At 44.6% G+C, this 26,514-nt stretch carries 21 protein-coding genes; 10 read left to right on the forward strand and 11 right to left on the reverse strand.

What is annotated here, in order from left to right; all coding sequences use genetic code 11:
- Positions 1–2: 2 nt before the first annotated feature.
- A complete protein-coding gene (locus OCU90_RS05270; RefSeq protein WP_061022739.1) occupies positions 3–728 on the forward strand; it encodes a DsbA family protein in 726 nt (241 codons plus the stop codon).
- A gap of 721 nt (positions 729–1,449) precedes the next feature.
- Here OCU90_RS05270 and OCU90_RS05275 read toward each other — a convergent pair.
- On the reverse strand, positions 1,450–2,712 hold the full coding sequence (locus OCU90_RS05275) for a metal-dependent hydrolase family protein (RefSeq protein WP_061022738.1): 1,263 nt from the start codon (positions 2,710–2,712) through the stop codon (positions 1,450–1,452).
- Between the two features lie 261 nt (positions 2,713–2,973).
- Between OCU90_RS05275 and OCU90_RS05280 the strand changes: the two genes are divergently transcribed.
- From OCU90_RS05280 to OCU90_RS05290, 3 genes are all read left to right on the forward strand, one after another.
- Entirely contained in the window at positions 2,974–3,453 is a 480-nt protein-coding gene (locus OCU90_RS05280) for a hypothetical protein (RefSeq protein ID WP_061022736.1), read from the forward strand.
- A gap of 379 nt (positions 3,454–3,832) precedes the next feature.
- Entirely contained in the window at positions 3,833–5,314 is a 1,482-nt protein-coding gene (locus OCU90_RS05285; protein ID WP_061022734.1) for a serine protease, read from the forward strand.
- Between the two features lie 391 nt (positions 5,315–5,705).
- Positions 5,706–6,362: a hypothetical protein gene (locus OCU90_RS05290; RefSeq protein WP_017084633.1), complete on the forward strand. Its 657-nt coding sequence runs from the start codon at positions 5,706–5,708 to the stop codon at positions 6,360–6,362.
- A 164-nt stretch (positions 6,363–6,526) separates the two neighbouring features.
- Here OCU90_RS05290 and OCU90_RS05295 read toward each other — a convergent pair whose 3' ends face one another.
- The 5 genes from OCU90_RS05295 to OCU90_RS05315 all read right to left on the reverse strand — a co-directional run bounded on the left by OCU90_RS05295 (position 6,527) and on the right by OCU90_RS05315 (position 14,144).
- Positions 6,527–8,683, reverse strand: a complete 2,157-nt coding sequence (locus OCU90_RS05295) for a TonB-dependent receptor (protein WP_061022732.1) — start codon at positions 8,681–8,683, stop codon at positions 6,527–6,529.
- A gap of 552 nt (positions 8,684–9,235) precedes the next feature.
- Positions 9,236–10,192 carry a GntR family transcriptional regulator gene (locus OCU90_RS05300; protein ID WP_061022730.1) on the reverse strand — a complete coding sequence of 319 codons (957 nt, stop codon included), beginning with the start codon at positions 10,190–10,192 and terminating at the stop codon, positions 9,236–9,238.
- 258 nt (positions 10,193–10,450) lie between these two features.
- Entirely contained in the window at positions 10,451–12,448 is a 1,998-nt protein-coding gene (fhuB, locus tag OCU90_RS05305; protein WP_061022728.1) for a Fe(3+)-hydroxamate ABC transporter permease FhuB, read from the reverse strand.
- Positions 12,448–13,359, reverse strand: a complete 912-nt coding sequence (locus OCU90_RS05310) for an ABC transporter substrate-binding protein (protein WP_061022726.1) — start codon at positions 13,357–13,359, stop codon at positions 12,448–12,450. Before OCU90_RS05310 ends, fhuB begins: the two co-directional genes overlap by 1 nt.
- Before the next feature lie 17 nt (positions 13,360–13,376).
- On the reverse strand, positions 13,377–14,144 hold the full coding sequence (locus OCU90_RS05315; RefSeq protein ID WP_004736319.1) for an ABC transporter ATP-binding protein: 768 nt from the start codon (positions 14,142–14,144) through the stop codon (positions 13,377–13,379).
- Positions 14,145–14,296: 152 nt separating this feature from the next.
- On the opposite strand from OCU90_RS05315, the gene OCU90_RS05320 reads away from it, so the two are divergent.
- On the forward strand, positions 14,297–15,511 hold the full coding sequence (locus tag OCU90_RS05320) for an MFS transporter (protein ID WP_061022724.1): 1,215 nt from the start codon (positions 14,297–14,299) through the stop codon (positions 15,509–15,511).
- Between the two features lie 61 nt (positions 15,512–15,572).
- Here OCU90_RS05320 and OCU90_RS05325 read toward each other — a convergent pair whose 3' ends face one another.
- Both OCU90_RS05325 and OCU90_RS05330 read right to left on the reverse strand, forming a co-directional pair.
- Positions 15,573–17,351 (reverse strand): amidohydrolase, encoded by a 1,779-nt coding sequence (locus OCU90_RS05325; RefSeq protein ID WP_061022722.1) that lies wholly within the window; start codon positions 17,349–17,351, stop codon positions 15,573–15,575.
- Between the two features lie 125 nt (positions 17,352–17,476).
- Positions 17,477–17,653 (reverse strand): hypothetical protein, encoded by a 177-nt coding sequence (locus tag OCU90_RS05330; RefSeq protein WP_017086128.1) that lies wholly within the window; start codon positions 17,651–17,653, stop codon positions 17,477–17,479.
- 154 nt (positions 17,654–17,807) lie between these two features.
- On the opposite strand from OCU90_RS05330, the gene OCU90_RS05335 reads away from it, so the two are divergent.
- Both OCU90_RS05335 and OCU90_RS05340 read left to right on the forward strand, forming a co-directional pair.
- Complete coding sequence (locus OCU90_RS05335) at positions 17,808–18,668, forward strand: helix-turn-helix transcriptional regulator (protein WP_061022720.1); 861 nt, start codon at positions 17,808–17,810, stop codon at positions 18,666–18,668.
- A 150-nt stretch (positions 18,669–18,818) separates the two neighbouring features.
- Positions 18,819–19,349: a lipocalin family protein gene (locus OCU90_RS05340; RefSeq protein ID WP_061022718.1), complete on the forward strand. Its 531-nt coding sequence runs from the start codon at positions 18,819–18,821 to the stop codon at positions 19,347–19,349.
- 129 nt (positions 19,350–19,478) lie between these two features.
- Here OCU90_RS05340 and OCU90_RS05345 read toward each other — a convergent pair whose 3' ends face one another.
- On the reverse strand, positions 19,479–19,853 hold the full coding sequence (locus tag OCU90_RS05345; protein ID WP_017086126.1) for a hypothetical protein: 375 nt from the start codon (positions 19,851–19,853) through the stop codon (positions 19,479–19,481).
- An 86-nt stretch (positions 19,854–19,939) separates the two neighbouring features.
- Entirely contained in the window at positions 19,940–20,245 is a 306-nt protein-coding gene (locus OCU90_RS05350) for a monooxygenase (protein WP_017078913.1), read from the reverse strand.
- 156 nt (positions 20,246–20,401) lie between these two features.
- Between OCU90_RS05350 and OCU90_RS05355 the strand changes: the two genes are divergently transcribed.
- Positions 20,402–21,313, forward strand: coding sequence for a LysR family transcriptional regulator (locus OCU90_RS05355; protein WP_061022716.1), 912 nt, complete (start codon positions 20,402–20,404; stop codon positions 21,311–21,313).
- A gap of 22 nt (positions 21,314–21,335) precedes the next feature.
- On the opposite strand, the gene OCU90_RS05360 is transcribed toward OCU90_RS05355, so the two are convergent.
- Positions 21,336–21,950, reverse strand: coding sequence for a TetR/AcrR family transcriptional regulator (locus OCU90_RS05360; protein ID WP_061022714.1), 615 nt, complete (start codon positions 21,948–21,950; stop codon positions 21,336–21,338).
- Positions 21,951–22,186: 236 nt separating this feature from the next.
- On the opposite strand from OCU90_RS05360, the gene OCU90_RS05365 reads away from it, so the two are divergent.
- Both OCU90_RS05365 and OCU90_RS05370 read left to right on the forward strand, forming a co-directional pair.
- A complete protein-coding gene (locus OCU90_RS05365; RefSeq protein WP_061022712.1) occupies positions 22,187–23,302 on the forward strand; it encodes an efflux RND transporter periplasmic adaptor subunit in 1,116 nt (371 codons plus the stop codon).
- Between the two features lie 8 nt (positions 23,303–23,310).
- Complete coding sequence (locus OCU90_RS05370) at positions 23,311–26,409, forward strand: efflux RND transporter permease subunit (RefSeq protein WP_061022710.1); 3,099 nt, start codon at positions 23,311–23,313, stop codon at positions 26,407–26,409.
- Positions 26,410–26,514 lie beyond the last annotated feature (105 nt).

The following is a 26,514-nucleotide window of genomic DNA, read 5'->3' on the forward strand; positions in this document are numbered from 1 at the left end:
ATATGAAATTCATTACAAAAAGCATCATCACACTATTGGTTACTCTGGCTTTCTCACCCGTCACTTTCGCAATGACAAAACAAGAAAAAATTGCCGAGATAACGCAAATGCTAGAAACGAACGAAGGTATTATCGATTCGGTTCACGACAGTCTGGCTGCTTACATAGATCAACAAAGTAGCTTTGATAAAACGTTAGCTGAGAGTCATGACTTTATTTATAACAACCCACATCACCCTTGGTATGGTTCCGAACATCCAAAACTGACGATCGTAAATATGACTGATTTTAGTTGCCCGTGGTGCAAAAAATTAGACCCTGTTCTTCGAAAAATAGCGGATGAGTTCCCTAATGACATCAAGGTGATAAATATTTATATCCCTCTAAAGGAGAGAGATTCGCCACTGAACTCAGCAACTTTTGGACTCAATGTCTGGAACAATGACAAAGAAAAATACAAAGCAGTTGAAGAGATGTTGATCAGTAAGCCTGGCATTCACAACGTTCGTTCGATAATGAAAGTAGCGAAGAAGAACAAAGCCACTGATTACGTTTCTTCAGACAGTCAAATAACGACTGAAGTTGCTGAAAACTATGACTTGTTTACAAAGCTGGGTGTTCGAGGTACACCAGCGATGCTCATTGATGGAACATTGCTCCCCGGTTATCTGCCATACGAAAAACTATATCAAATAGTAAAGGCTAAGCTAGAAGAGAAAAGTAAATAGAATAATTTACAATATTTGCATTTTTTATTGATGGATAAAAAGAAGCCCTATTTATTAGGGCTTTTTCTTATTTGTTTATTAACTTATAAAAATAGTTTGCAAATTAGTAAACAATGTATAACGCAGCTAGGCCAAATATTCCTAGAAAACTCAGAACACCACATGTTGAGTACAACAACAGTCTCATTGCTAATTCCTGATTACAAAAAGTTATTAATGGTATTTTTACTTATCCAAATTATTTAATGTGCAACTTAAGGGGGAGGGGTACCAAAGTTGCATTAGAATAGCACCTCCAGATAAATGTTTATTTAACATTTAGTTAGAGCTATCTATGCTGAAATAATTCCCTTGATTCTGTATTTTTTACGAAATAATTATAGGTTGTTTATGTTTTATTTTTATAGGTTGATATTCCATTTGTGGTTTTTAGGTGGATGCCATTTGGGTGGGTAATACGTAAATGTAAATTAATTCATAGAGTGGAAGCTAATTCATCGAGTGAAAACCAACTCGAAAAACGGAAACTAACTCGTAGCATGGCAGTGAATTTATATGTTTTATTGAGTGAATTGGATATCTAAGATTTTCAATGGAAGGTGAGAACAGTTTTAGGCGATCTAAAAAAAAGCAAACAACCAAGTTAGTCGTCTCGGTTATTTGCTTTAGATTTGTTGTTTTGTTGTTTTGTTGTTTGGCGTAGGACGAGCGCTTTTCGAGGTTAAAGCGTGTTTTTGTACACCTTACCGTCTTTCATGATCAATTTTTGTGTCTCTGTGTTAGCGACACAAGCAACACTGTCCAGTGGGTTGCCATCGATGATCAATAGGTCGGCATACGCGCCTTCAACGATCTGACCTAACTTGCCTTCTTGGTACGGGTGTTGATAAGTCGACATCTCGAACAAGCGTCCACAGTTTGATGTCGCCATGCGAAGTGCGGTGATGGTATCGAATACTTGCTCAATCGCACCAAGTTCATTCAATTGTGTCGCGTGAACGTTGGTTTCACCTACACAGTCAGTGCCAAAAGCGATGTTCTGGATGTCGTATTTCTTAATCAGTTCTGCTGACTTGAACATGGCTTTGCCTACGCGTTCTGTCTTGCGGTATGTCTCCTCATTCGGCAGCGGGATCTTGCGCTCTGCAATCAATGAAGAAGTAAAGTAAGAAGGAATCACCCAAATGCCTTTCTCTTTAATGATCTCGGCAATGTCGTCGTCCATGATCGTCGCGTGTTCGAAAGACATCACGCCCGCTTCTGCCGCTCGGCGCATCGCATCAGAGGTGTGGATGTGCGCAGCGACATAAGTGCCGTAATCGGAAGCGGCCTCAACTGCGGCTTTCATCTCGTCTGATGTAAATTGCAATGTGTCTAGCGGGTCGAAGGTTGAAGATGCGCCACCACCAGCCATGATCTTGATTTGTGACGCGCCCATGAATAGCTGTTCACGCACCGCTTTCAATACTTCTGAACGCCCATCGGCCACTTTCATTGAGCCTTGCTTCATCATTGGTGAGTCTTCATGGCCGTTTGCTAAACGCTCTTGTGCTTGGTTTTGACGGTAATCGGAGTGACCACAGGTTTGTGAGATAGCTGCCATTGAAGGCAGAATACGTGGGCCAGTGGCATAGCCGTTGTCGATACTGTTTTTAAGGCCAAGTGTGTTACCCGCTACATCACGAATGGTAGTAAAGCCGCGCATCAGCATCTCTTCCGAAATCTTCGCTGAGCGAATCGCCACTTCTTCGCGTGTCATGGTATCAATCACATTGAAAGGTGCAGATAAAGTGATATGAACGTGTGCATCAATCAGGCCTGGCATGACTGTGCCACCTTGAGCATCAATCGTTTCATCGGCAATCGTTGGGTCAATCTCTCCAATCTGAGTGATCAAGTTATCTTCGATGAGGATTGATACGTTCTCGATTAAGTTGTTATCAACACCGTTAAATACGTTCGCGTTAGTGATTAGCTTTTTCATAGTCTGCACCTTTTGGAAATGAGTGTGTGTCGCTGATGGGGTCATCATATGGGGCGCAGCATTTGAAGAATGGCCATTTGGTGACAGTGGTGAATTGGGTGTGTTTTGCTATTGCTATAAGAGAGGCAAAGGGGGTTTTTGTCGAATCATTAATTTGAGGAATGAATGTTGGCGATGTCATGAAATGGTAAGTTTTGCTTCGATTCGAACGCTAAGATGTATTTTAAATCAAGGCTACTTATCAAATTAGAGAGAGACAGAATGACTAAATCAGGCAAAGTTTACGGGTTCAACACACCACAACGTCTATTCGTAGGTTACACGTTAGCCGTGCTGGTGGACTTAGTAGTGCTTAACTTTTTCGATGAGTACTGGGACTTCGTCAACATTGAATCTTTCACTATTTCTTTGATAGCGGCGTTGTTACTGCAGCTATTGTTGAAGCTCTCTATTGGCTTAGAGCACAAGGTAGCGGATTACTTTAAACAGAAATCTGGAACGGCACCTAAGGTGTATCGAGCGCTGTCGACATACATTATTCTTGTTGGCTCAAAATTCGTCATGCTAGAAGCGATAAACCTCATGTTCGGTGACAAGGTGAGCTTCACAGGCCCTTGGGGCGGCGTAGTTGCGTTCTTCGCTGTGGTATTTACGATTTTGATTTCAGAAGTGATCGTATCTAAGGTTTACTTTGCGCTTGATGACAAACAAGATTCAAACTTGAACGAAAAGACAGCTTAAGTATAAGTAGAATTGAACATAGAGGAGTTCGGAATGAACCCTCAATTGAAAAGGGTTGGCAGTGTTGCCAACCCTTTTTAGTTTTGTATTAACCGCCAATCAAAGTACAAAATATCCCGCACAGAGCTCTGCCGAACTTATCTTCAGATTAGCAAAAACCATAACAACGCCATGATTCTTTTTCGTTTGACTTAGGACGCTATGGTGTACAGGTACTTTGCCCAGAACAGGCGAAATAGAGCGCTATCTCATTGAAATCCATAAACTGTCGTTAGTGTCGATATTTCTTTACTCAAAAAGGAATCTGCATTTTGTGTTATATGTGTTTTTTACACATATGTTTGTGAAGGGAACACCACAAACCGATAAAGGAAATCCAATGAAAGTAATCTTATCTAACCTTGGGCTTGCGATAATATGGTTCTTTTCTTCGCTCGTTAACGCACAACTAAACCTTTCAGTTCAACCGTATCCTCCCGTTCAACCATATCTTCCGGTTATTGCCGATGAAGTGAACTATCAGTTGTCGAACCAAGAACTGGCTGAGACATCGAGTGGTATACACACACTGCAACTTGAACACGCTGGTGCGTCATTCATTAAGCTTCACTTCAAGTCTCTTACTGTTCCGAAAGGCAGCGTGCTACATCTTAAGTCAAGCACCAGTGGTGAGGTTGTGGAGTACCGTGACAGCCAAATAGATTGGTTCGCTCAATCGATTTCCAGTGATTCTGTTGTCATTGAATCAATCTCCAATTCAAACGGTCAGCATGTTCAGTTTGAAATTGATTACTACATGGCAGGTAAAAGTGCAGACGAAGAGGCCTTAGCGACGCTATCGACTTGTGGCGTGAATGAACGCAAAGACGTTGCTTGTTGGGAAGACGCTCACCCAGACAAAGTAGCTTGGACAACACCTGTTGCAAGGCTACTCATTAATGGTCGCAGCTTGTGTACCGCGTGGCGTGTGGGACCAGACAATCATATGTTCACTAATAACCATTGTGTCGCAACAGAGTCTGAGTTGAGAAATACCGAGGTATGGTTTAACTATCAGCGTCGTACGTGTGATGGTTCTATGGCGACAACGGTTAAAGTGATGGGGAATAAAATACTCAGCACCGATTATGACCTGGATTACACGCTGTTTACTGTAGATGATTTTTCAAAGATAGCGTCGTTTGGTTATCTAGGGTTAGACGCAGAAGAGCCGATGTTCGGTGATGGGATTTATATTCCTCAACACGGAGCGGGTAATCCGAAAGAGCTTGCCATTGAGATCGATCAAAATGGTTCAGGGTTGTGTCAGATCGATGTGGCTTCAGCGAATGGACGAGGAGTAAATACGGATACTGGTTATTTCTGTGACACGATTGGAGGTTCGTCTGGGTCACCTGTTCTGCGAACCGATAACAACAAAGCCATTGCCTTGCATCATTTCGGAGGCTGCGAAAACCAAGGTGTGAAAATCAGCAAGATTTGGCCATTAGTGGATTCGCATTTCAATGACGCGCTACCTAACGGCTCGGTTGGTGAGCCTAAGAATGAGATCCCAGAAGTGATTTTAGACAGTTTAGTGTCTGATATCGCACTGACTTCAGGCGACCAAAAACTGTTTGTACTTAAGGCGGCGAATCGTACTGCTGGTGTTACCGTTACGATTAAGTCTGGTGTTGGGGATGCCGACCTATACATTCGTTCTGGACAACAGCCAACCAAAGGTGACTACGACTGTCGCCCGTATCGTTCCGGTAACTTCGAGTCTTGCGATGCACTTAAGACTGATGAAGATCTCTACATTATGATTAACGCGTTCCGCAGTTTCTCAGGTGTGTCTCTTTCTGTGTCGCAATCTCAATAATCATATTTAACTCGATAACTCTATTTATATAACGGTCATTGTCGAGCCAACGCATTAGACTAAATTAATAATAAAAAGACGAGTCATATAGGATCGTCTTTTTTATTTTGATAATTAAACAGAATGATTAATAATTTTTAAGTTGGTTTAAATATTGACTAGTTAATGCTGGTTAAATGTAGATGTTCTTTAAAATAATCATCTTTCCCAATTAACCATTATATTTTTGAGGTGTTGTTAGTTCTAGAGGGAAGATATACCTGATGGCAAACTTTAACATTCATAAAACCAATCATTGCTTTAACCAAGATCACAAATATCAATGAGCGCTGTGTTGCATATTTTATTTTTGAGTTATTTTCCTGCCGCCAATCATAAAGGAAAAATAATAATGAAAAAAACAATAGCGTTAGTGTCTGTAACCGCCTGCCTAAGTCCGTTTGCTTATGCTGATAATAGTAACGTTATCACCGGTGAATCGCCTGAAGGTGTCTACGTTCAATACCAATCAACTAACCAAGTAAACGAGTCGATGAAGCAAGAGGGTTTTGCACTGCATCGCTGTGGTATTAATACGCTTCGTAATGATATCCAAGTTAATCAAGGTTTAGATGTTCCTCACAGTCAGATCCAATGTGTCTATTCTAAACCGGGTCAATCAACGAATGATGAGTCTGAGATCATCTATTGGCATTTGAACATTCTTTACAGCATGGAGAGTGAGAACTTCATTGCTGAGAGTGAATTTGCTGAGCATTATACCAGTGAGATCTATACCCATAGCCCTGAATACCTTCTAGACATTGGCCCACATTATTATCGTCAACGCTCGGAAGTTGAAGCTTTGGGAATGAAGGTAGGTGAATGTAACCTACAAAAAATCTATTACTTTAGTGCGCCTACGGAAGAGTCATACTTGTCAGATATAGCATCTTGCCCTGTATATAAGGCCGACGGTGAGCTTTCTGGTAATATTACAGTGGAAATTAATCATACCCCGGCTAATTTAGGTTACAGTGAGCGACTTGTTAATTTTTATGCAATTTAATAAATGACTGTATAGTTAATAATTTAAAAATTAGAATTGACTTAGAATGCATGTTGGAATTGACGTTTATTCGCATACGCTAATTAAGCTAAGTCACATCTAATTGTGAAAAAGGGTTGGTATTAATACCAACCCTTTTAATTATATTTTTGATGAGTACTCGGTTAGAACTTAACTTGGTAGTTTACGTTGTAAGTTCGGCCACGACCTTTGTAGTCATACGCTGCTGAATCGTAATGTGACGCGTAGACGATTTGAGCACGTTGACCCCAAATGGTGGTGTAGTCTTTATTCAGTAGGTTTTGAATACCGAAACCTAAGCTCCCCACTGGAAGCTGGTAGGTACCAACTAAGTCAAAGACGGTATAGCCGTTAAGTTTGTTTTGAACGTCATCTTCGTAATCAAACATGGTTTGGTTTTGTACTTTGACAGAAAGGTCTGTGTCATACCAACCTGCCCAAGCATTGGCTTTTGAAGTGCTGGCTTCGCCCGCGGTAAAGTCTTTCCAACCGTCATCGCCTTTCACTTCTGAAATCACGTAGTGACCTGATGCGCCTATCTGAATGTTCTCATGCACCCAGTAAGAGGCCATCGCTTCTAAACCATAGACACGCTTTTTATCGTCGATTTCTTCGATAAGCAGTGTGTTCTTGTCGTATTTAACTGATTTATCAGATTGTGAATAGTACGCCGCGGTTTGCAGGTTAAAATCACCATTATCAAGGCGGTAACCTAACTCAAAGCTGTTGGTTTTGATGCCAGACATTTTCGAGTCATTAACGTTGATGCTGTCGTTAAGTTTCCAGTGATCGCCAACTAGGGTGTAGTCGCCTTGTCCGTAGTATTTCGCTGGGTCAGCAAGATCAAAACCTTGTGAGAAGTTTGCCCATACTTGAGATTCGTTGGTGAGGTGGTAGATCGTACCGAGATTAAATAGACCAACGCTGTAATCGGTTTCACCGCCAGGTACTGCGTCGGCTGTAGTGCCGTTGCCAGCTGCAATTTTCTTCTGTTGGCTGTAGCCAACAAAATCATCAATCTTGTTAGACATGTATTGGTAGCGGAATCCACCTTCTACCGTCCAGTCATTCGTGATCGCATAATCAGATTGAACAAAGCCCGCGATAGAGCTGACTTTAACCCCAGCGTAACGGCCGACTTTCGCGTAAGTTTTGTTGATCAAGTTACCTGAATTGTTCGCAATCGTCGGATCGTAAAGCGCTTGGTTGCTGTCTAGTTGGTCTTGATACGCATCGATACCATAGACAACATTGAATTTATTGAAGCTCTTAGCCAGTGCTGTTTTTAATGCAATAACATCGGTAATTTGCTGACCAGAAGATTGGAAATAAGGTGTGTAAGTTTGGTCTTCTTTACGGTACGAAGCTTCAGCAATCAACTGATGGCCAAGGAACTGATCATCGACGTAAGAGGCGCTAAGCATAATACGTTCGGTGCCATGTTCACGGTCAGAATCAAAGCCTTTACGTACGTCAACAAAGTCGCGGCCGACAATGTACAGGCCGTAAGGTGAGTCTTGTTGGCTATCGTAATATTGTGCAAGGAAGTTGAGTTTCTTCGTGTCAGAGAGGTTCACGCCTACCGTCGTTAGGAAGTCGACCGTCTTATTGAACTGTAGTGAGCCTTGAGAAATATCAGGGGTAACGATGTCGCCATTAGCATCGAAAAAGCCTTGTGTTTCGGTGTAAACCACAGAGGTGCGCGCTTGAACTTTGTCGTTACCGCCAGAGATAGATTGACCGACTTTGTAATCGAAATCTTCTCCAGAATTAAAGCCAGTTGAGCCTCCAACAAAGGATTCAAACTCTAACTCTTCACCTTGCGCTTTTTTGGTAATGATGTTGATCACACCGCCTGAAGCTCCTGCACCATAAATTGAAGTTGCACCAGACAGTACTTCGATTCGTTCAATGTTAAATGGGTCGATGGAGTCTAAGTGACGGCTTATTGGACGAGATGATTGCAGTGATACGCCATCAATCATAACGAGCATCTTACGGCCACGCAGATTCTGACCATAGTTAGTACGAGCACCGCTGCTTACATCTAGAGAGGGAATGCTTGCCGATAGAATCTCGCCTAGTGATTTACCACCACGATATTCCTGTTCAATTTTATCGGAGTCGATGTACCAAACTGTACCCGGAATGTCACTGATCGCTTTAGGAGTACGACTAGAGACAACCACCATTTTGTCTTCGGTTGTGTATTCTTGTGCTTGGGCTGTAAACACTGTACTGGCAGCGACAATCGCTAGTGCAACAGTGGAAAGCTTGAAACTTCCTTTTTCGGTTTTCATTTTGTTCTCAATCTTGATCAATAAAAGGCTGCACAAAGACTCATATCTGTGCGGTGACTTTGTTGTTTTTATAAGTAATTAAGCGTTCATCTTTACTGGTCAGTAATAAATGAAGCCTCTTAAATTAGAAAAGAGGTGAACGGTGGTCATTACTTATGACCTTAAACATACTCATCTCGATATCTTCCAAGCTTGTATACGTTCACGTTCATGTCACTTAAACGACAATTAATTCAAAACAAAAGTACGAAGCATTATCGTTAAGCTTATCAATTCTAAATAAGAATCATTATTATTGTGTTTTTGTTGCGAAAATACAATATGAAAGTGCAATTTTCTTTTATAGATTTGGAGTCAGTGGTTGGGCGACGTTGTTAGCCGTAGAAGAAAAGTAGGGTTAGAGCCTTGTGCTGTATGTGTTGAAGTGGGCGCTAAGCCTATAATTTAACGGGTGCTAATCGTAAGTGTTATCGTGAGAGTCAGGAAGAAAACGATGTTTGTAACGATAGAGGGACACGATAAAGGGCAGCCATGATTTGACTGCCCAAGTGATTAACTGTTTTTTGCCATGATACTGTTGATTAAGCTTTCTCGCTGTTCCATAGAGACATTCATTACGTCGTTGTAGGTGCGTTTCATGACGCGAATATCATTTTCCAGTAGCTGAGCTAGCTTTGCTGATGCTACGTGGTTGTTACCTTCAAGTACTAATTCAATGATCTCTAGGCGTCGCTGACACGATTTAATGACTGATGATTGGATGTGCATCGAAACCAGGTCAGTCGCTTTACGAAGGCGATTATGTTGCTGCATGGTGCTCAATAAGAAGCGATTTCCTGAACATGCGGCAAGCTGCTCGTGAAACTCGGCACTGAGGCTAAAGAGTTGGCTGGCGTTAACAGATTCTGGGTTCGTAATGGCTTGCACATGGCGCTCTTGGCAGCCTTCCAGATCGGAACCATCAAGTATCCATGTTGGTTCGAGTAGGCCTGCTGGCTCGAAAATGAGTCGACATCGATAGCTTTCAGTGTGCCTTTCTAATGTATTTAAAACACCATCAAGCTGCCATTTGTATCCTGGGCTACGGCGAAAAATACCATCGTTTTCTAGCAGGCGCAGTACGCTTTGCATCTCACCACGGTTGGCATCATAACGTTGTTGCAGGTCTTTTTCGGAAAACGACTGACCTAACTCACTAAAGAATAAATCCATGAGTACACGAAGGTATAATTGTTCTTGGCGAGGTTGTTGGTCGTTGTCTTGGCCTGAAATTTCAATATCTGCTGCATCGGTTTGCAACACCGAACCCTTGTAAGGGACTACTTTAGTGATGCCTTGCGCTGACAAGTGCTTTAACACCGCTCGAATGGGGCTTCTCGATACTTCGAATTGTTGTGCCAATGACGATTCGTTCAGGCTGCTGCCCGCTTTCGCGTTGTCGGCTTTTAGCCTCGTGATGACCTTGAATAACAAATCTTGTTGGAGCTTTGTAATTGTTGTTATGTCCATGACGCTCAGAGTATGTGTTTTATCTTGGTTTCATGGTAAACACAAAAAGGTTTAAATACCATAAATTGTGTTTCTGTAACCAAAAGACAATGCTGATAAGTTTGTTGGTAATTGAACGGTTTGTCGGTAATTGAATAGTTTTTTGGTTATTGATAAGTCTGTTGGCAAGTGTGTTAATTAGGGGGCTAGAAGGGAGCCCCGCTTAAAGCCTTGACTTCAAACGGGGGAGCTGCGGGTAAAGTGACTTATAAATTGCGCCTATTTTCTCATTAGATAGAGGAAGTAACCGCCACCAAGCAGAGAGGCTAATAACCCCGCAGGGAATTGCCATGGGAACCATAATGTTCGGCCAATCCAGTCGGCAGCAACCATGATAATAGCGCCTAATAATGCTGCAGTGAGCATTTGAGGAATCGCGCGATATTGATGAAGCGAACGCGCCATGTGTGGCGCCAATAATCCAATGAAACTCAATGGCCCAATTACGATGGTGCACAGAGTTGTTAGTGCCGCGACTAGCAAAAGCAAAGCCAATCGAACAGCGGTTGTGTTCATACCTAGGCTGCTTGTGGTGACGTCACCTAAGTTAATCAGCTCAATCCAGCGATTCAAAGACAGCGCCACTGCACTTACGATGGCAACACCAACGGCGAGCAAAATAACATCTTGATTAGCGACTAAATAAGTCGAGCCTGAAAGCCAAGTGAGGAGCGCGGTTGCATTCTCATTGCCCGAGCTCATTGTGATGCGCAGTAGAGCGTCGAGCCCCGCACTTAGCGCGATGCCCGTTAACAAGGTTTGCGTTGGGGCGAAATTGTGTTTTCTACCCATCAACCAAACCAATGCCGTCACCGACGTCGCGCCGAGTGTACCAAGCAGCATTTGCTCTTCTCGGCTGACAGCTGTGCCAAATAGTGTGCCGAGCACTAACGCCAGAGCAGCCCCTGAGCTGATCCCCAATACTTCGGGGCTCGCCATCGGGTTGTTTGAGATACGTTGAATAATTGTGCCCGCAAACGCAAGCCCGATACCGGCTAATAACGCAACCAACACGCGAGGTATACGCAGATCGAATAGCGATGGGTTGAGTTCAACATTCCAACCGAACTGGTTTTTACCTACTGTAAGGGCAAGAACACACATTACCATCAACAGCACTGACATCACGGTCAGTACTTTGCGCGTATCGGCGAATTTGTAGTGCTCAATGGTTTCACTGCGATTTTTGAGGTCGGACTGCAGCTTAGTTCGCTGCAGTAACCACAATAAGAAGGGAGCACCAAGCAGCGCCGTCATTGCGCCAGTAGGGAGCAGTTCGCCACCAAAGCCGGAGAATGGCTGAATCACTAAGTCCACAATTAATAGAATGAAGCTACCCACCAACCCACTGACTAGAATCTGTTTCGCCAGTGCTCTTACACCGAGAAGCCTAGCGATAGCAGGAGCCACAATGCCAACGAATCCGATTAAGCCCACTTCACTGACCACGGCTGCGGTTATAAAAATGGCCAATGATAAGCAAAGCAATTTGATTTGTTTGATGTTGACACCAAGTGATGTCGCAACATTGTCACCGAATTGCAGCGCTGATAGTGGGCGTTGTAAAACCAGCAATAACAAAGTCGGTATAGAGACTAGCGGAAGTAAGATCTGCACGCTCGACCAGTCATTCTGATTCAGTACACCGGCGCCCCAAACAAAAATACTGGTAAGTCGTTGTTCATGCAACATGAGCAACATGGTGTTGAGTGAGCCTAAAAACAGGCTGACAACCATACCGGCTAACACCATGTGTAATGGCGAAAAGCCTCGTGCAGAACTTAAGGTAAAGACTAGGCCTGTTGCAAGGCAGCCCCCAATGAAAGCGGGAATAAACCCCGGGATCGCCAGGTTGGCAGGTATTAAAAGGATTCCCAACACCATGCCGAGTTCTGCGCCCGCAGCAACACCCAATGTGGTAGGTGAGGCGATGGGGTTACGCAGTACAAATTGCATCACACACCCAGCGACGGCCAGTGCGAAACCACAAATCAGTGCGACAGCGAGCCGAGGTAAATAGGTTAGGTGGGTAATCAGATGCTGATAGTTTGAAGAATCAAAGTGAAACAGCGTATCCCAAATCAAGCCAACCCCTTGAGAGTAAGGAGCGGTAATTTGCAGTAGCGAGCTGATCAATAAAATAGCAGCGATAGATAGCACAGCTGCCTTGATATTCAATCGTCCTGTGACGGTTTTTTCGAGCTTGATGGTAGCCATTATTTTTGGGTAAGCAGTTCTGTAATGTTGTCACTAAACCTTTGAGCTGCGATTAGCCCACCGAAGGTCCAGATAGTAGGAAGTTCGTAAACGGAGTCTGTGCGCGTAAACGCCATTGCTTGCCAAAGAGGAGATTGAGTCAGTTGCTTACGCTCTTCTTCCGTCAGTGGGCCAAAGATCATCACATTCGCCTGTTGGTGTTCCGCGAGCCTTTCAGTACCTGTGGTGCTAAAACCCCAGAGGTTGGTCTGCTCTTGCCAATCGTTTTTCAGACCCATGCTGCTGATGGTGGCTTGTGCTAATGAACCTTGGCTATGAATGCGTAACGTTTTGTCGTTGATAAAGCGCGCAAAGATCAGCGGTTTGTCTGAGTTGCCAGCGGCACGGACTTTTTCACCGTTATCGCTTAATCTGTTGCTTGTCTCATCAATCACTTGTTGGGCGCGTTGTTCTTTGTCGAACAGCTTGCCCAAAGATAAAGTGATGTTTGTTGCTGATTCAAGCGGCTGCTTTTTTTTACTGTAGATACTGAAAACCAATACCGGTGCGATTTTATTCAGTTGATGGTATGCCGCCGCCATATGTTCACTGATTAAAATGACATCGGGTTTTAGCTCCGTCAGCAGTTCTAGGTTTGGTTCGCGTCGAGACCCAACATCGGTCACGTTTGAATTCAGTTCGGGTTTCACTACCCACTGTTGATAACCTTGTGCGTCTGCGACACCTTGTAACTCAACGCCTAGGCTCAATACGGTTTCGGTGAGTGCCCAATCTAAAGCCACCACTTTTTTAGGTGTTGCATCGAAAGAGGCACTGCCCATTTCATGTTTGATTTCTAGTGCGTGAGCGTTCTCTATAGCAATGGCATTGAAAGCTAATACCGTGAACAGCATGGTGATGAACTTTTTCACAACAGGTACCTTTTTATTTAAGGGATGTAGCTGATAGGTTGCCCTGTCTCAGGGTGCTTAAAGAGCGCAAGTTCCATTCCGTAGATTTGCATCAGTGTTTCTGGTGTCATCAAATCTTTAGGCGAACCGGAGGCAATCACTTTTCCAGAATGAAGCGCAATCAAATGGTCACTGAATTTGGCGGCCATGTTGACATCATGAAGCACCATGATCACGGTTAAGCCGAGTGACTGATTAAGCTCTCTGATTAAAGCAAGTAATTCATGTTGGTGTGCCACATCGAGTGCTGAAGTCGGTTCATCAAGCAAAATACATTGGCTTTGCTGAGCAAGTAGCATTGCGACCCAAGCTCTTTGTCTTTCTCCGCCAGAAAGCGTTGCGACAAATCGGTCAGAAAAGGCGTTAAGCCCAACCTTTTCAATCGCTTCGTCTACAATGGCGTAGTCGTCTTTGCTGTAACGTCCAAACGCGCCTTTCCATGGGTAACGGCCAAAGCAAACCAGTTCACGAACGGTCACGCCATCAGTAATTGGTGGGTGCTGCGGCAGGTAGGCGACTTGGTGTGCAAATTCAAGGTTACTGTATGAGGCGAGGGGTTGCTCATTGAAGAGAACGTCACCTTCAGTTGGCGTGTTTTGTCGACTTAACAGTTTAATGAGTGTCGATTTGCCACATCCATTATGACCCAGCAAGGTGGTGACCTTCTTTGGTTCAAAGGTCAAAGTTGTTGGCGAAAGGATCTTCTTACCGTCGATTTCGAACGAGGCATTGGTAAGTGTGTACATAATGCAATATGAAGTTGAGTTATGGGCTGCTAGCCGCTAATGTAACACAGTGAAATAAAAATGATAATTATTCGCTAAATCAATCGACTTATCATTGTAGTATGCTCGTGCCCACTACGAGCTGACCAACCTTATCTAGCGCCTTCGATATTATGTCTGTTATACAAAACAAAAAATTTCAACTAATGGCTATTGGCCTTGCTTCGGCTCTTATGGGGATTGGACAAAATGGTTTACTCGTTTCACTGCCTTTTTTAGTGGAACAATCTGCTTTTAGTTTGCCAACATGGTCGATTCTTATCGCGGTAGGGAGCTTACTGTTTCTGCCATCCGCTCCATTTTGGGGAAGGTACAGTGATAAGCATGGCCCTAAAAAAGTGGTTATTCAGGCATTGGTTGGAATGGCGATTAGTTTTGCTCTACTGTTTTTTTTCGCCATGTTCAGTAGCAGTAGCAGCGGCCAGACATTATTGGTTTGTTTCATCGGTTTGCTGGTAGCTAGGATCATCTATGGTTGTACGGTTTCTGGAATGGTGCCCGCGAGTCAGCATTGGGCGTTGCTTCTGTGTGGTAAAAATAACCGTCTTCAGGCCATAACTTCGGTCAGTATCGGATTGAGTGCGGGAAGATTGATTGGGCCTCTTATCTCCATTCTGGTGTTAAAACTGTCGCCTTTTGCACCGCTGATGGTGATGATTCTGTTGCCTTGTGTGGCTTTAGTTGGCGCGATGTTATTACCGGCACCGAAGATGGAAAGTGGACAAATTGAAGGTAGAGGACAATCTTCTTGGTTACCGAATAAAGCATTACTGCCTTTTTTATCTAGCGGGTTGTTGTTATGCGCGGCAGTAGCGTTACTGCAATACAGTTTTACTCCACTTATTTATTCGGTCACCCATTGGCCTACGGATCAATTAAGTGACGCGATCGGCATTCTGCTGACCATCAGTGCAGCATGTACATTTGCCACTCAAATCTTAGTCATCAAGAAGAGAAAACTGACGCCTTTTACTATGTACACTTGGGGATCGTTTGGCTTAGTGACGGGATTCTTGATGTTCCTGATACCCAATGTTTGGGTGTTTGGCGTTGCGATGATGTTTGCAGCTGGTGGCGCAGCGTTGCTTGTTCCTGCTTACACTTTATTCGCAACCGAGAAGCAAAGCGACGCACCGGGCGCGGCTGCGGGCTATTTATCGATGTCTCATACCACGGGTTACGGCGTAGCATCTTTACTTGCGTTTACGTCGATACTTAGCCCTGTTTATCCTATTTACTTGTGTATAGTATTTGCCATGTTGATTCTGGCAATAACCTACTCTGTGAAAAGAAAGACAAGCGCTGATGCTGTAGAGCAACCCCAATGATGATCGTTTAAAAATGAGTGGGTTACGTACATTACTTGTCTGTTTTTAAATCCGACATGTTCTAATCGTGCATGGTTGAGTTATAAACCACATCTCCTCGCAACACCGTCATCAACACCTGAGTCTTGGCTATTTGTCTTGCCGATACTGTGGTGATGTCTCGGTCGAGAATGGCGAAGTCTGCTGATTTTCCAACCTCAATAGAACCTGTTACGTCTTCTATTCCAAGACTTTTGGCTGCATTGAGCGTGTAAGCGTCGATAGCCGTGTAGATATCAGTTAGGCCTGTTTTACCCATGATTAAACTGTTGGCGATGCCGACTAAAGGGTTGATGTCGTGTACGTTCCAATCACTGCTTAAGGTGATATTCGCGTCGGTCTTGAGAATCGCGTCGAGGTTCATCATGGCTTTAGCACGGCGAGCACCAAGGAAAGCTTCGGCCCATTGGTGTTGGTGCCTTGCAACGTAATCAGAGCCGACTTGGAAATCTGCGCTTACGTCTAATTGGCGAAAGCGTGGCACATCTTCATCATTGATTAATTCGACATGGGTTAGGGTGTAGGGCTTGGTTGAACCTTGTTTGCGAATGCTTTCTATCGCATCAAGCGATTCACGAACGGCACCATCACCAATGGCATGAATGTGGGCGCTAAAACCTATTTTTTCGAGCGCAGTTAGCCACTCTTTCATTTGTTCCGGCGGAATATAGTTCAAGCCATTAGGAGACAGGGGTAGATAAGTATCTAAGTAGGGTGCGAGCGTTTTGGCGGTGCCATTGATGAAGATGCCATCGCTGTACATTTTCACCTGATCGACAAGTAACAGACGGCTTTTATCGTCGGAATACATCTTTTCAAAGACTTCTAATTGAGAAGGCATTGCCATCGATGGGTACACCCAAGGGCGCAGCGACACGCGCACCGTTAAGTCTTGATTTTGCTCGGCCTCTAGCCAAACGTCATACCAACCTCGTTTCCAATACATGCGACCGTCACCAATGGTGGTGATGCCGTGGGCTGCCGCTTCCTCAAGTCCGAACATTAACCCTTGGTAGCTTTGCTCAAACAGCTCGCTTTGGCTGTTCCAAGCCATCTCCATCACTTGATCGCCAGCATTGTCTAATAAGATGCCGTTAAGTTTTCCGCTATCAGAATCTTTTAAATAGGCACCGCCTTGTGGGGCCGGAGATTGTTGGCTGATTCGAGCGATTTTTAGTGCTTTTGAGTTGACCCACATCGAGTGTGAAGTCTGCTCCATGATCACCACAGGGCGATCCGGGAAGATGCTGTCGATGATCTCAAGTGGTGTGTATTCAGAGTCGCTATCGAGCGTCGCTTCCAAAGAAAAACCATAGCCCATAAGCCAACCTCTGCCGTCAGTGTCGGCATTGATCTTACACGCTTCTAAGTAGGGAATTTGCTCTTCTAATGTTGCTTCAGAGTCGAGTTCACAATTGCCACCCAGCTCTGAGGCGGCTTCAAACACATGGTTATGGTTGTCAATGAACCCCGGAAGGACAAAGGCATTGTTTAGATCAATGACATCAGTACTTTGCCCTTGAAAAGTTTGCGCCTGTGATTGGTTACCAATGAAGATGATCTTGCCGTTGTGGGTAACGATCGAGTCCGACTCACGATGCCCGTATATATCTGCATTGGTAAATATCTGGTCTGCACTTTGGCTTTTAACAGCTGTTTGTGTTTGAACTGCTGTTTGCGCTTGGACTGCTGTTTGTGTTTGAACAATAGTGGTGGCTTGTGCAAGAACGGGCGCTACGGCGGTAAAGCTTGCGAGTAATGCTATCCATGCAGTGCGTGACAGAGTGAGCTTGTTGTTCATTATTATGTCTTCCATGTTCCACTGTTTAGTAAGTATAGAAAGCGAGTGGCAAGTGTGAAACTCTACATGAATGACAAATAAAAACCGCGATTAATCAATAAATTGTGGTTTGAATAAGCCATTCATTACGACTCTTGTCTTAGGCTCTTACGCAGATCTTTCTTATATTCGTCATAAGAGTTATAGCCATAGAATTTCCAGGTGTGGTCACCTTTAATATTGTGACTGTAGGTAATCTCGCCGATCCACTGTTGACGTGTGGCAAGAATCATATCGCGAATTTTTAATAATAAAGTGTCCATAGTTGCTCTCCTGATTAAGTTCACTTGCAGTATATTTATCGGAGACGAAGAGAAGAGTACCGTCAGCGCAATGTTCAATACTTTTCAGTCAATGTGCTGATTTGGGTGGTTTGTTACGTATACTTTCAATATTAAAAGGTCATTGAGTATCGTAATGAAAGGTTACTTGGAAAAAGTGCCACAACGAGTTGGCATGTCTTGGCGCTATAAGAAAATTGTCGAGAACAGTAAAAGCTATGGTTGGCACCGACATGAAGAGTACGAGATAGCGATACATCGTCACTTCTCGGGGCACAGTTTTATTGGCCACCATCAAAGCGATGTGTTTCACAACCACATGGTTTTGGTAGGGCCAGATTTGCCTCATGCTATTTATTCGGACGAGAGCGCTGATGACCAACGAGTATGTGAAACGCACGTGGTTTGGTTTCGTAAAGATTGGATAGAGCCGTTGATAGACAGTTGTCGAGAGCTCGAACCGTTGCGTGCATTGCTGGAAGATTCAAAGAAAGGCCTGCAGTTTTCGTCCGCTACCGCAGAGAAGGCAACGGAATTGTTAGATAGGGTGATGGAGAAACCACCACACCAGCAGTTACTCACCTTATTCTCATTGTTTTCGGTGTTACTTGATGACGAAGAGGTGGTGCAGTTGATTAACCCGATCTTTAAGGCCGGTGAAGGTGATGAGATCAGCGATAAGTTAGATAAGGTCGAAGCCTTCTTAATGAATCACTTCATTCAAGATATCTCGGTTAACGATTTAGCCAGTCACCTATATATCAGTGAAAGTAGCGTTAGGCGCTTGTTTCAAAAACATTATAAAGAGAGCTTCAGTCAACGGCTTAAAAAGATCAGGTTGAATGTCGCGTGCGACTTGCTGATTAATACGTCATTGCCTGTCAGTTTGATCTTGGAGAAAGTGGGATACGATAACCAAGCCAACTTCAATCGTCAGTTTAAATCCTATAAACAGGTGACACCGACTCAATATCGAATAGCAATGAAACACCATTGATTCATTCGCAGACTAAACAATTCACATAAGATTCTGAATAAATTACAGTTAGGTGAACTTTAAAAATGGATTTAACGTATTACCAAGGATGTAAGTTTATGTTTTCACAAGGCTTACTCGCATTACTAATAAAAACAAGCCGAGGTTAGGATGAAAAAAATATTATTGCTGCTTAGTGTGATTCTATTGGGTGGTTGCGTGGGCATGCCTGAAACAGTAAAGCCCGTTCAACAGTTCGAGTTGGATAGATACTTAGGGAAATGGTACGAAGTGGCTCGTTTAGATCATTCGTTTGAGCGTGGCTTAGACAACATCAGTGCTGAGTACAGCCTTCGTGATGATGGTGGCGTGAAGGTGATTAACCGCGGCTATTCGGCTGAAGATGGCGAATGGAACGAGGCGGAAGGTAAGGCGTACTTTGTCGAAGGCAGCGATCAGGGTTATCTAAAAGTGTCGTTCTTTGGCCCCTTCTATGGCGCTTATGTGGTGTTTGAGTTGGACAAAGAGAATTACCAATACGCGTTTGTTTCGGGCCCAGATACTGACTACTTGTGGTTACTTTCAAGAACACCTGAGGTTGCACCAGAGGTCATGGAGAAATTCAAAGCGATGTCAAAAGAGCGCGGTTTCAATACTGACGAGTTGATTTTTGTGGAGCATGACAATAAGCCTAGTTCTTGATAACAGTTCTAATGCTTAGCTCTTGAGAACAGCTACATTTGATTGAAGAAAGGCACCGATGAGCAATTCAACGGTGCCTTTTTTGGTTTGGCTTTGTTTTTTGTGTTTGCTAGCTCGTTAAGTAAGTAACTAACGTTGTCGACGAACCTGCAAAACACTGAGTACCGATAGTGAAATGAAGAATGCAGGGTCGCTCCAGCCAAAGCCAACAAAGATTCCTGTAAACGCTGCATACAGTGTGATGATCGCGCCAAGCATATTCGTAACCACCAAACCTTGGATGAGCTTTTTAGCTGAGACGCCAGGTTCAATGTCTCTAAGCAACCAGCTTATCGCTGCGATACCACCCAAAAAGATACTGGTGTGTTGAGAGAGAAAGTAAGCGTACTTATCATTAATTTCCACGCCGTACATGGGCCACATTACCGTTGGGATAAAAAACAGTGCGATGGCAAACCCTGCGTAAATAATGCCGTGTAGGCTAAGAAAAGTTTTGTTGTTCATTACGTATCTCTCTATTTATGACTTAGCGACTTAGCGACTTAGCTATTCAGTATCTTTGTTGTCATTCAGCGAATGAACAAGTTTGATTAACCGTTGATTGGGCCTTTATTAATGGTAGTTAAAGGCTGATTGACGTCAAAAATCACACCACGCACTTCCTCAACACCCATCTGTTTAAGGCGAGCGCTATGCATCGCTAGGTAAGTCTCTGCACTGAGCTGGTCTTCAAAAAGGTAGACACCACCGCCCAGTTTTTCAGCTTCGTTCTCTGTCCAGATTTTCCAGATCATACCCGGTTCGTTGTTAATAGACTTTGCTAGGTCAACGAGTGCGTTCGACATCTCTTCACCAAATGGGCCGCTAAATTCAAAATCGACTTGTAATAATTTCATGGTTATTTCTCCAAACAGTTACTTGGTATTGCGCTGAGACTCATGGTCATTTCGCAAAACGTAGGGGGCTTGATTGCCTGTTGGAATAGATATTACCTGTAAAAAACAGACAGAAAAGTTCATAATATAGTTAATAACTGTCAGGATTTTAGACCGATGAGATTGAAAACCACCCTCGACCAATGGCAAACGCTTTACGAAATTGACCGTGCAGGCAGCATTCAGGCGGCGGCAGTGCAATTGAACAAGAGCCACACCACGCTGATCTATGCGCTGAGAAAATTGGAGGACCAATTAGGCGTGACTTTAGTGCAGGTTGAAGGTCGTAGGGCGGTCTTGTCGGAGGATGGTAAATCACTGTTGCGCCGTGCAAGCAGTATGTTGGAACAAGCTCGCGAGCTAGAGTTGATCAGTGAACAGCTGGCGAAAGGCGTCGAATCTGAAATCGTGGTCGCCGTGGATCATTTGTGCTGCCTTGAACGCCTTTATCAACCGATGGCTGCATTTTTGGCGGAGAACAACACCACATCGATACAAGTGATTGAAACGTCACTGTCTAAAACAACGGAAATGGTGACTCAAGAACTGGCTGATGTGGCTATCATCAACTTGCCTATTACTAATTACTCAGCCGAAGCCTTTGGTTTTACGATGATGGAGCCAGTAGTTGCTAGCTCACATCCGTTAGCAAGTGCCGTTTCAGTGTCGTTGAATCAACTGTCGTCTTTGCCACAAATTGTGGTGAGGGATTTAGGTACACGATCTAATCAAGGCACTAAAAGCCAAGGGAACAAACAGGATGTGGGCTGGTTGAAGTCGAGTCAGCGTATTACGGTGGATAATTTCGACCATGCGTTTGGCGCGGTAGAGCAGGGAGTCGGTTATTGTCGACTACCAAAGCACATTGTTGAAAGTCGAGGTAGCGACAAGCTCACTGTGTTGAATGTCGAAAATGGCAGTGGGTATCACGTTCCGCTGCACCTGACTTTACCAAAAGGAGCCAAGACAGGCCCTGCTGCTCAACGTTTCTATGAGTTACTTCTTAAGTCAGCTGCTCCTGCTAACTAACCCTCATTCAGTCGGGCTCAAACTAGCGAGGCTGATTGCCGTTTAAGAACAGCGCGACACATTCGCGAGTGTAGTGAAGTCTTTCTTCTTCAGATTCTCCGCTATCGTGTCCGAAGAATCCCCAATACGCTGATTTGCCGTGAAACATCAACAACAGTTGGCGTGCTGCAATGACTGGTGAGCTTGATGTCGATAGTGTGAGATCACTAGAGTCTATTTTCGACTGCAAATAATCAGCAAGTAACTTGGTGGTTTTCTGAGGCCCAGTTTCTAAATAGATAGAGGCGATCTCTGGATGCGTATTCGCTTGGCTAATGGCATTTTGGAAGGTTTGTCTAGATTGCTCATCAAGTAATAAATCTTGAAACTTCACACCAAATTTCACCAACTCATCACCCACCGCAGCATCCATATCAAAGGCAGCAGGACTGAGTTCTCGCTCCGCACACTTGGTTTGCATGCAGGTTTCGAAAAGTTCGTCTTTGTTTTTAAAGTGAGAGTAGACCGTTTGCTTGGAAACGTTCGCTGCTTTGGCTATCTGATCCATATTGATCTTGAAGCCATGTTCAGAGAAAAGTTGGCTGGCTGCGGTTAAGATCTGCGATCTCTTCTGTTCACTCTTGATGATTTTAGTCACGTGCTTGCTTCTCGTTACTTAGTATTGTCTCGTTACCTAGTTTGTCTCGTTGCTTGGCGCCTGTTGGTGCTCAGTTCTATGTGTCTCGTTTTACCCTAAGCATTATGCTTTTTGTGATGGTTTTATCAATCATTAACGATGAAACTTATTTTTAACACAATCAAACTAGACAGTCTAGTTTGATTTGGTTAGTCTAAAAAAAGAACATAATTGAGTACCGCATAGGAACAGTACGTATGTATAAATTGATGAAGGGAAGCGCAGTGGCAGTGGCGTTGTCGGCTTTTCTTGTTGGATGTGGCGAAAAGGAACAAGCCCAAGAGTCGGTTGATTCAACTGCTGAAACGGCATCGAGCGTCCAAACCATTTTAACGGTGGAAACGATGGCCTTGGCGCTGTCTTCCTCTTATGCAGTACAGCGTGAATATGTTGGTGTGGTAAAAGCGGGTCAGCAAGCCAATTTAGGTTTCGAACTGGCGGGTAAAGTTAATGAGATTCTAGTGGATGTCGGTGACACAGTAACTGAAGGTCAGCCGTTGATCCGATTGGATACTCAGTTATTGGAAACAGAGTCTAGCCAACTGAAAGCGCAAGCCGAAGAAGTCAAAGCACAACTGAGCCTTGTGGCGGCAAACTTGAAGCGTCAACGTTCACTGAAAGCAAAGGGCTTCAGTGCTGAGGCTGAGATTGATTCTCTTACTAGTGAACAACGTGTATTGCAGGCGAACTTGCTGCGCATTGATGCCTCAGTAAAAGGCAATCAATTGAAGCTAGTGAAATCGACAGTGCTTGCGCCTTATTCTGGCACCATCGCAACACGTTTTGTCTCTTTAGGTGATGTTGTAAATGTAGGTAATCCAACCCTGACACTGCTTGCCTCTGAAGGTAAAGAAGCGTTCATTGGTATTCCTGCCCATCAAATGCAAAAAGTAACCTCGCTTTCTTCACCAAGTATTCGTGTCGGGCGAGACGATTTCGCTGTGAGCCTGCTTAATCCGGGGGCGATGGTGGATACTCAATCTCGCAGTGTTGGCCTACGTTACCTGTTTCCGGAGCAAGCTTCTGTTTTAGAAGGGCAACTTGCGTACCTAAAGTTTGATGAGCAAATCGATGACCAAGGTTACTGGGTTCCGCTCACGGGTTTGATCGATGGCCTACGTGGTGTGTGGAATATCTTCGTTATTGGTGAAGACAACAAAGTTGAACGTCGAAGCGTACAGGTGTTGTTTGCCAACAACCAACAAGCCTACGTGAGCGGTGCAATCAGCGAAGGCGAGCAGGTGATATCCAGTGGTTTACATCGTTTGGTTCCCGGCCAAACCGTGAAGCCAGCCAGCGTTACTGCTGAATAGGAAATAGTATGAAAATCATAGAGACTATTTCTAACACTCGATTGCTTATTTTAATGACTGCACTGCTGATGGTGAGTGGTATTTCTGCGTTCATGACTCTGCCGCGTGCAGAAGATCCGGTAATCATCAACCGCTACGCGAACATCACAACCAGCTTCCCCGGCGCCAGTGCCGAGCGTGTTGAAACCTTGGTCACCGAGGTTATTGAGAACAAACTACGCGAGTTAAGTGAGGTTAAACTCGTCAGCTCGACGTCAAGACCGGGTGTGTCGATTGTTACTTTGGAACTCAATGATGTGATTACCGAGCCAGAGCCAGTTTGGTCTCAAGCTCGTGACAAGCTGTCTGACATCGAATCCATTTTGCCTGCGGGCTCTCACTCTCCCGATCTCGACAGTGACCATACCTATGCTTTTACCACTATCGCATCATTGACGTGGTCTGGCGCGGGTGAACCTGACAGATTAACGCTGGGTCGTTATGCCAAAGAACTCGCTAAGCGATTACGAACCTTGTCGGGAACTGAATTCGTTGATGAATACGGGATGCCGCAAGAAGAGATTCAAATCAGTTTACGCACTGCCGATGCTGCCGCGCTTGGTCGTTCAAGTGCCAATATCGCAGAATCTTTGGAAGGAGCAGATGCGAAAAACTCTGCCGGTGAATTGGTCAGTGCTTATTCTCGCTTTGGCTTAGAGATTAAGTCTGAGCTTGATTCCATTGAACGTATTAAACAGGTGCCAATAGCCACCGACAGCAATGGTCACATCATCCGTATGGAAGACATTGCTTCTGTGAAACGTGGTGAGAAAACCCCACAAGACCAGATTGCCATTATTGATGGTGAGCCGGGTGTGATTGTCGCGGCAAGAATGCACCCAGATCTGCGAGTTGATAACTGGACGTCGCGAGCCAACGCGCTCATCAGTCGATTTGAGCAAGAGCTGCCGAGCAATATTCAGGTCAACGTGCTTTTCAATCAGCAAGGCTATACTGAAACTCGCTTGGACGATTTGGGTAAAAGTCTGATGATTGGCTTTGGTCTGATTTTGATTGTGTTGTTCGTCACCTTGGGTGTTCGTGCTGCGATCTTAGTGGCGATTTCTTTGCCATTAACGTCACTGCTTACATTGTCGATCATGAAAATGACCGGTGTGCCGATTAACCAGATGTCGGTGACAGGTTTAATTGTGGCGCTCGGGATCATGGTGGATAACGCGGTGGTGATGGTCGATACGATTCAAGCTTATCGCCTGAAAGGGCAGCAGCGCGCTGAAGCGACCATGAATGCATTGAAGCACTTGTGGGTTCCGTTACTGGGCTCGACACTTACCACTGTGCTAGCCTTTGCACCGATCATTTTGATGCCTGGCGCTTCGGGTGAGTTCGTGGGGGGAATTGCGATTACCGTGTCTTTCTCGTTGATCGGTTCTTACATTATCTCGCATACCCTAATTGCAGGTTTAGCGACTAAGTTACTGCCGAAACAGCTCAGTGATGTTGATAAGAAAGGGCAACACCATTGGTACATGACCGGTTTGAGAATTCCGGCTTTGACGCGTTGGTTCTCGTCTTCTGTTCGCTTTGGTGTGACGCATCCAATCATCACGATTGCTTTGGTGTTGTTGGTACCGTTTACTGGTTATTGGAGTATGTCTCAGCTGACTGAGCAATTCTTCCCGCCATCAGATAGAGACATGTTTGAGATTCAGGTGTACATGCCGCCTCAAGCAAGTATTTATGCGACCAAGAATACCTCTGAAAAAATCGACGATATCATTCATCGTTACCCCGAAGTAGAGCGCATTGATTGGCTGGTGGGTGCAAACTTCCCATCGTTTTATTACAACCTACAAGCGAGACAAAACAACGCGCCGTACTTCTCGCAAGCAATGGTGAAAACAGAAAACTTTGATCAAGCCAATGCGCTAATTCCTGAACTGCAAAAGGTGCTAGATAAAGAAGTACCACAGGCGCAGATCTTGGTGAGAAAGCTTAACCAAGGGCCTCCATTTACCGCGCCCGTTGAATTGCGTGTGTATGGTGAAAACCTCGATACGCTGAAAGCTATTGGTGAGGATGTTCGCTTGATTCTGGCAGGTGTGCCTCATGTGACTCACACAAGGGAAACACTGCAACCGGGTACGCCGAAGGTGTGGTTGAAGGTCGATGAAGATACCGCGAAACTCAACGGTATTTCATTGAACCAGTTCGCAGGCATGTTGCAAACCACGCTGACAGGTCGTGAAAGCGGCTCTGTGATAGAGGGCAGTGAATCGGTGCCAATTCGTGTTCGTGTTGCGGATGACGCGCGTGAAAACTTAGCGCATCTGAGTAATATTCGCTTGCCAATCAGTTCTGAGGTGTACTCAACTGGCATCAATGTGTCGACTCTGGCGGAGCTGGAATTGACGACTAGTCGTGGTGCGATTACTCGTCGAAACGGGCAGCGTGTGAATACCATCGAGGGCTACATTGAAGCGGGTGTTTTACCTCAAACTGTCCTTAATGAATTCCAAAAACGCTTAGCAAGCTATGAGATGCCATCGGGCTACACGATTGGCTTTGGTGGCGAATCCGCGGAGCGAGACAATTCAGTCAATAGCTTGATCTCGAATGTCGCCGTTGTGGTGGTATTGATGGTGTTGGTGGTGGTGATGTCGTTCAACTCGTTCCGAATGAGTAGCATCATCTTCATGGTAGCAGGATTGGCTGGTGGGCTAGGGCTGTTGTCGGTATGGATCTTCGGTTATCCGTTCGGCTTTACGGTGATCATCGCGATGCTCGGCATTGCAGGTTTGGCTATCAACGCGGCCATTGTCATTCTGACCGAATTGAAGCTAGACAAGGAGGCTTCCTCTGGGAATGTTGATGCAGTCGTTGATGCCGTTATGTCGTGTACTCGACATATCAGTTCAACCACGATTACAACCGTGGGAGGCTTTATGCCATTGATCATCGCTGGCGGTGGTTTCTGGCCTCCGTTTGCGGTCGCGATTGTCGGCGGTACAGTATTAACCACTCTTATCTCGTTCTACTTTGTGCCTGTGGTTTATCATTTGATGACTAAAAATCAGCGCAAAACCGTCGTCGAACCAACAACATAATCTCTTCTTTGGTGATCCTTACTCCTCTCTATTGAGGGGAGTAACACCCACTTAAAACCCATCAAAATACTCATGAAATCGGCTTTTTATCCCCATTTCTGCCCG

Source organism: Vibrio splendidus, assembly GCF_024347615.1.
GTDB lineage: Bacteria > Pseudomonadota > Gammaproteobacteria > Enterobacterales > Vibrionaceae > Vibrio > Vibrio splendidus.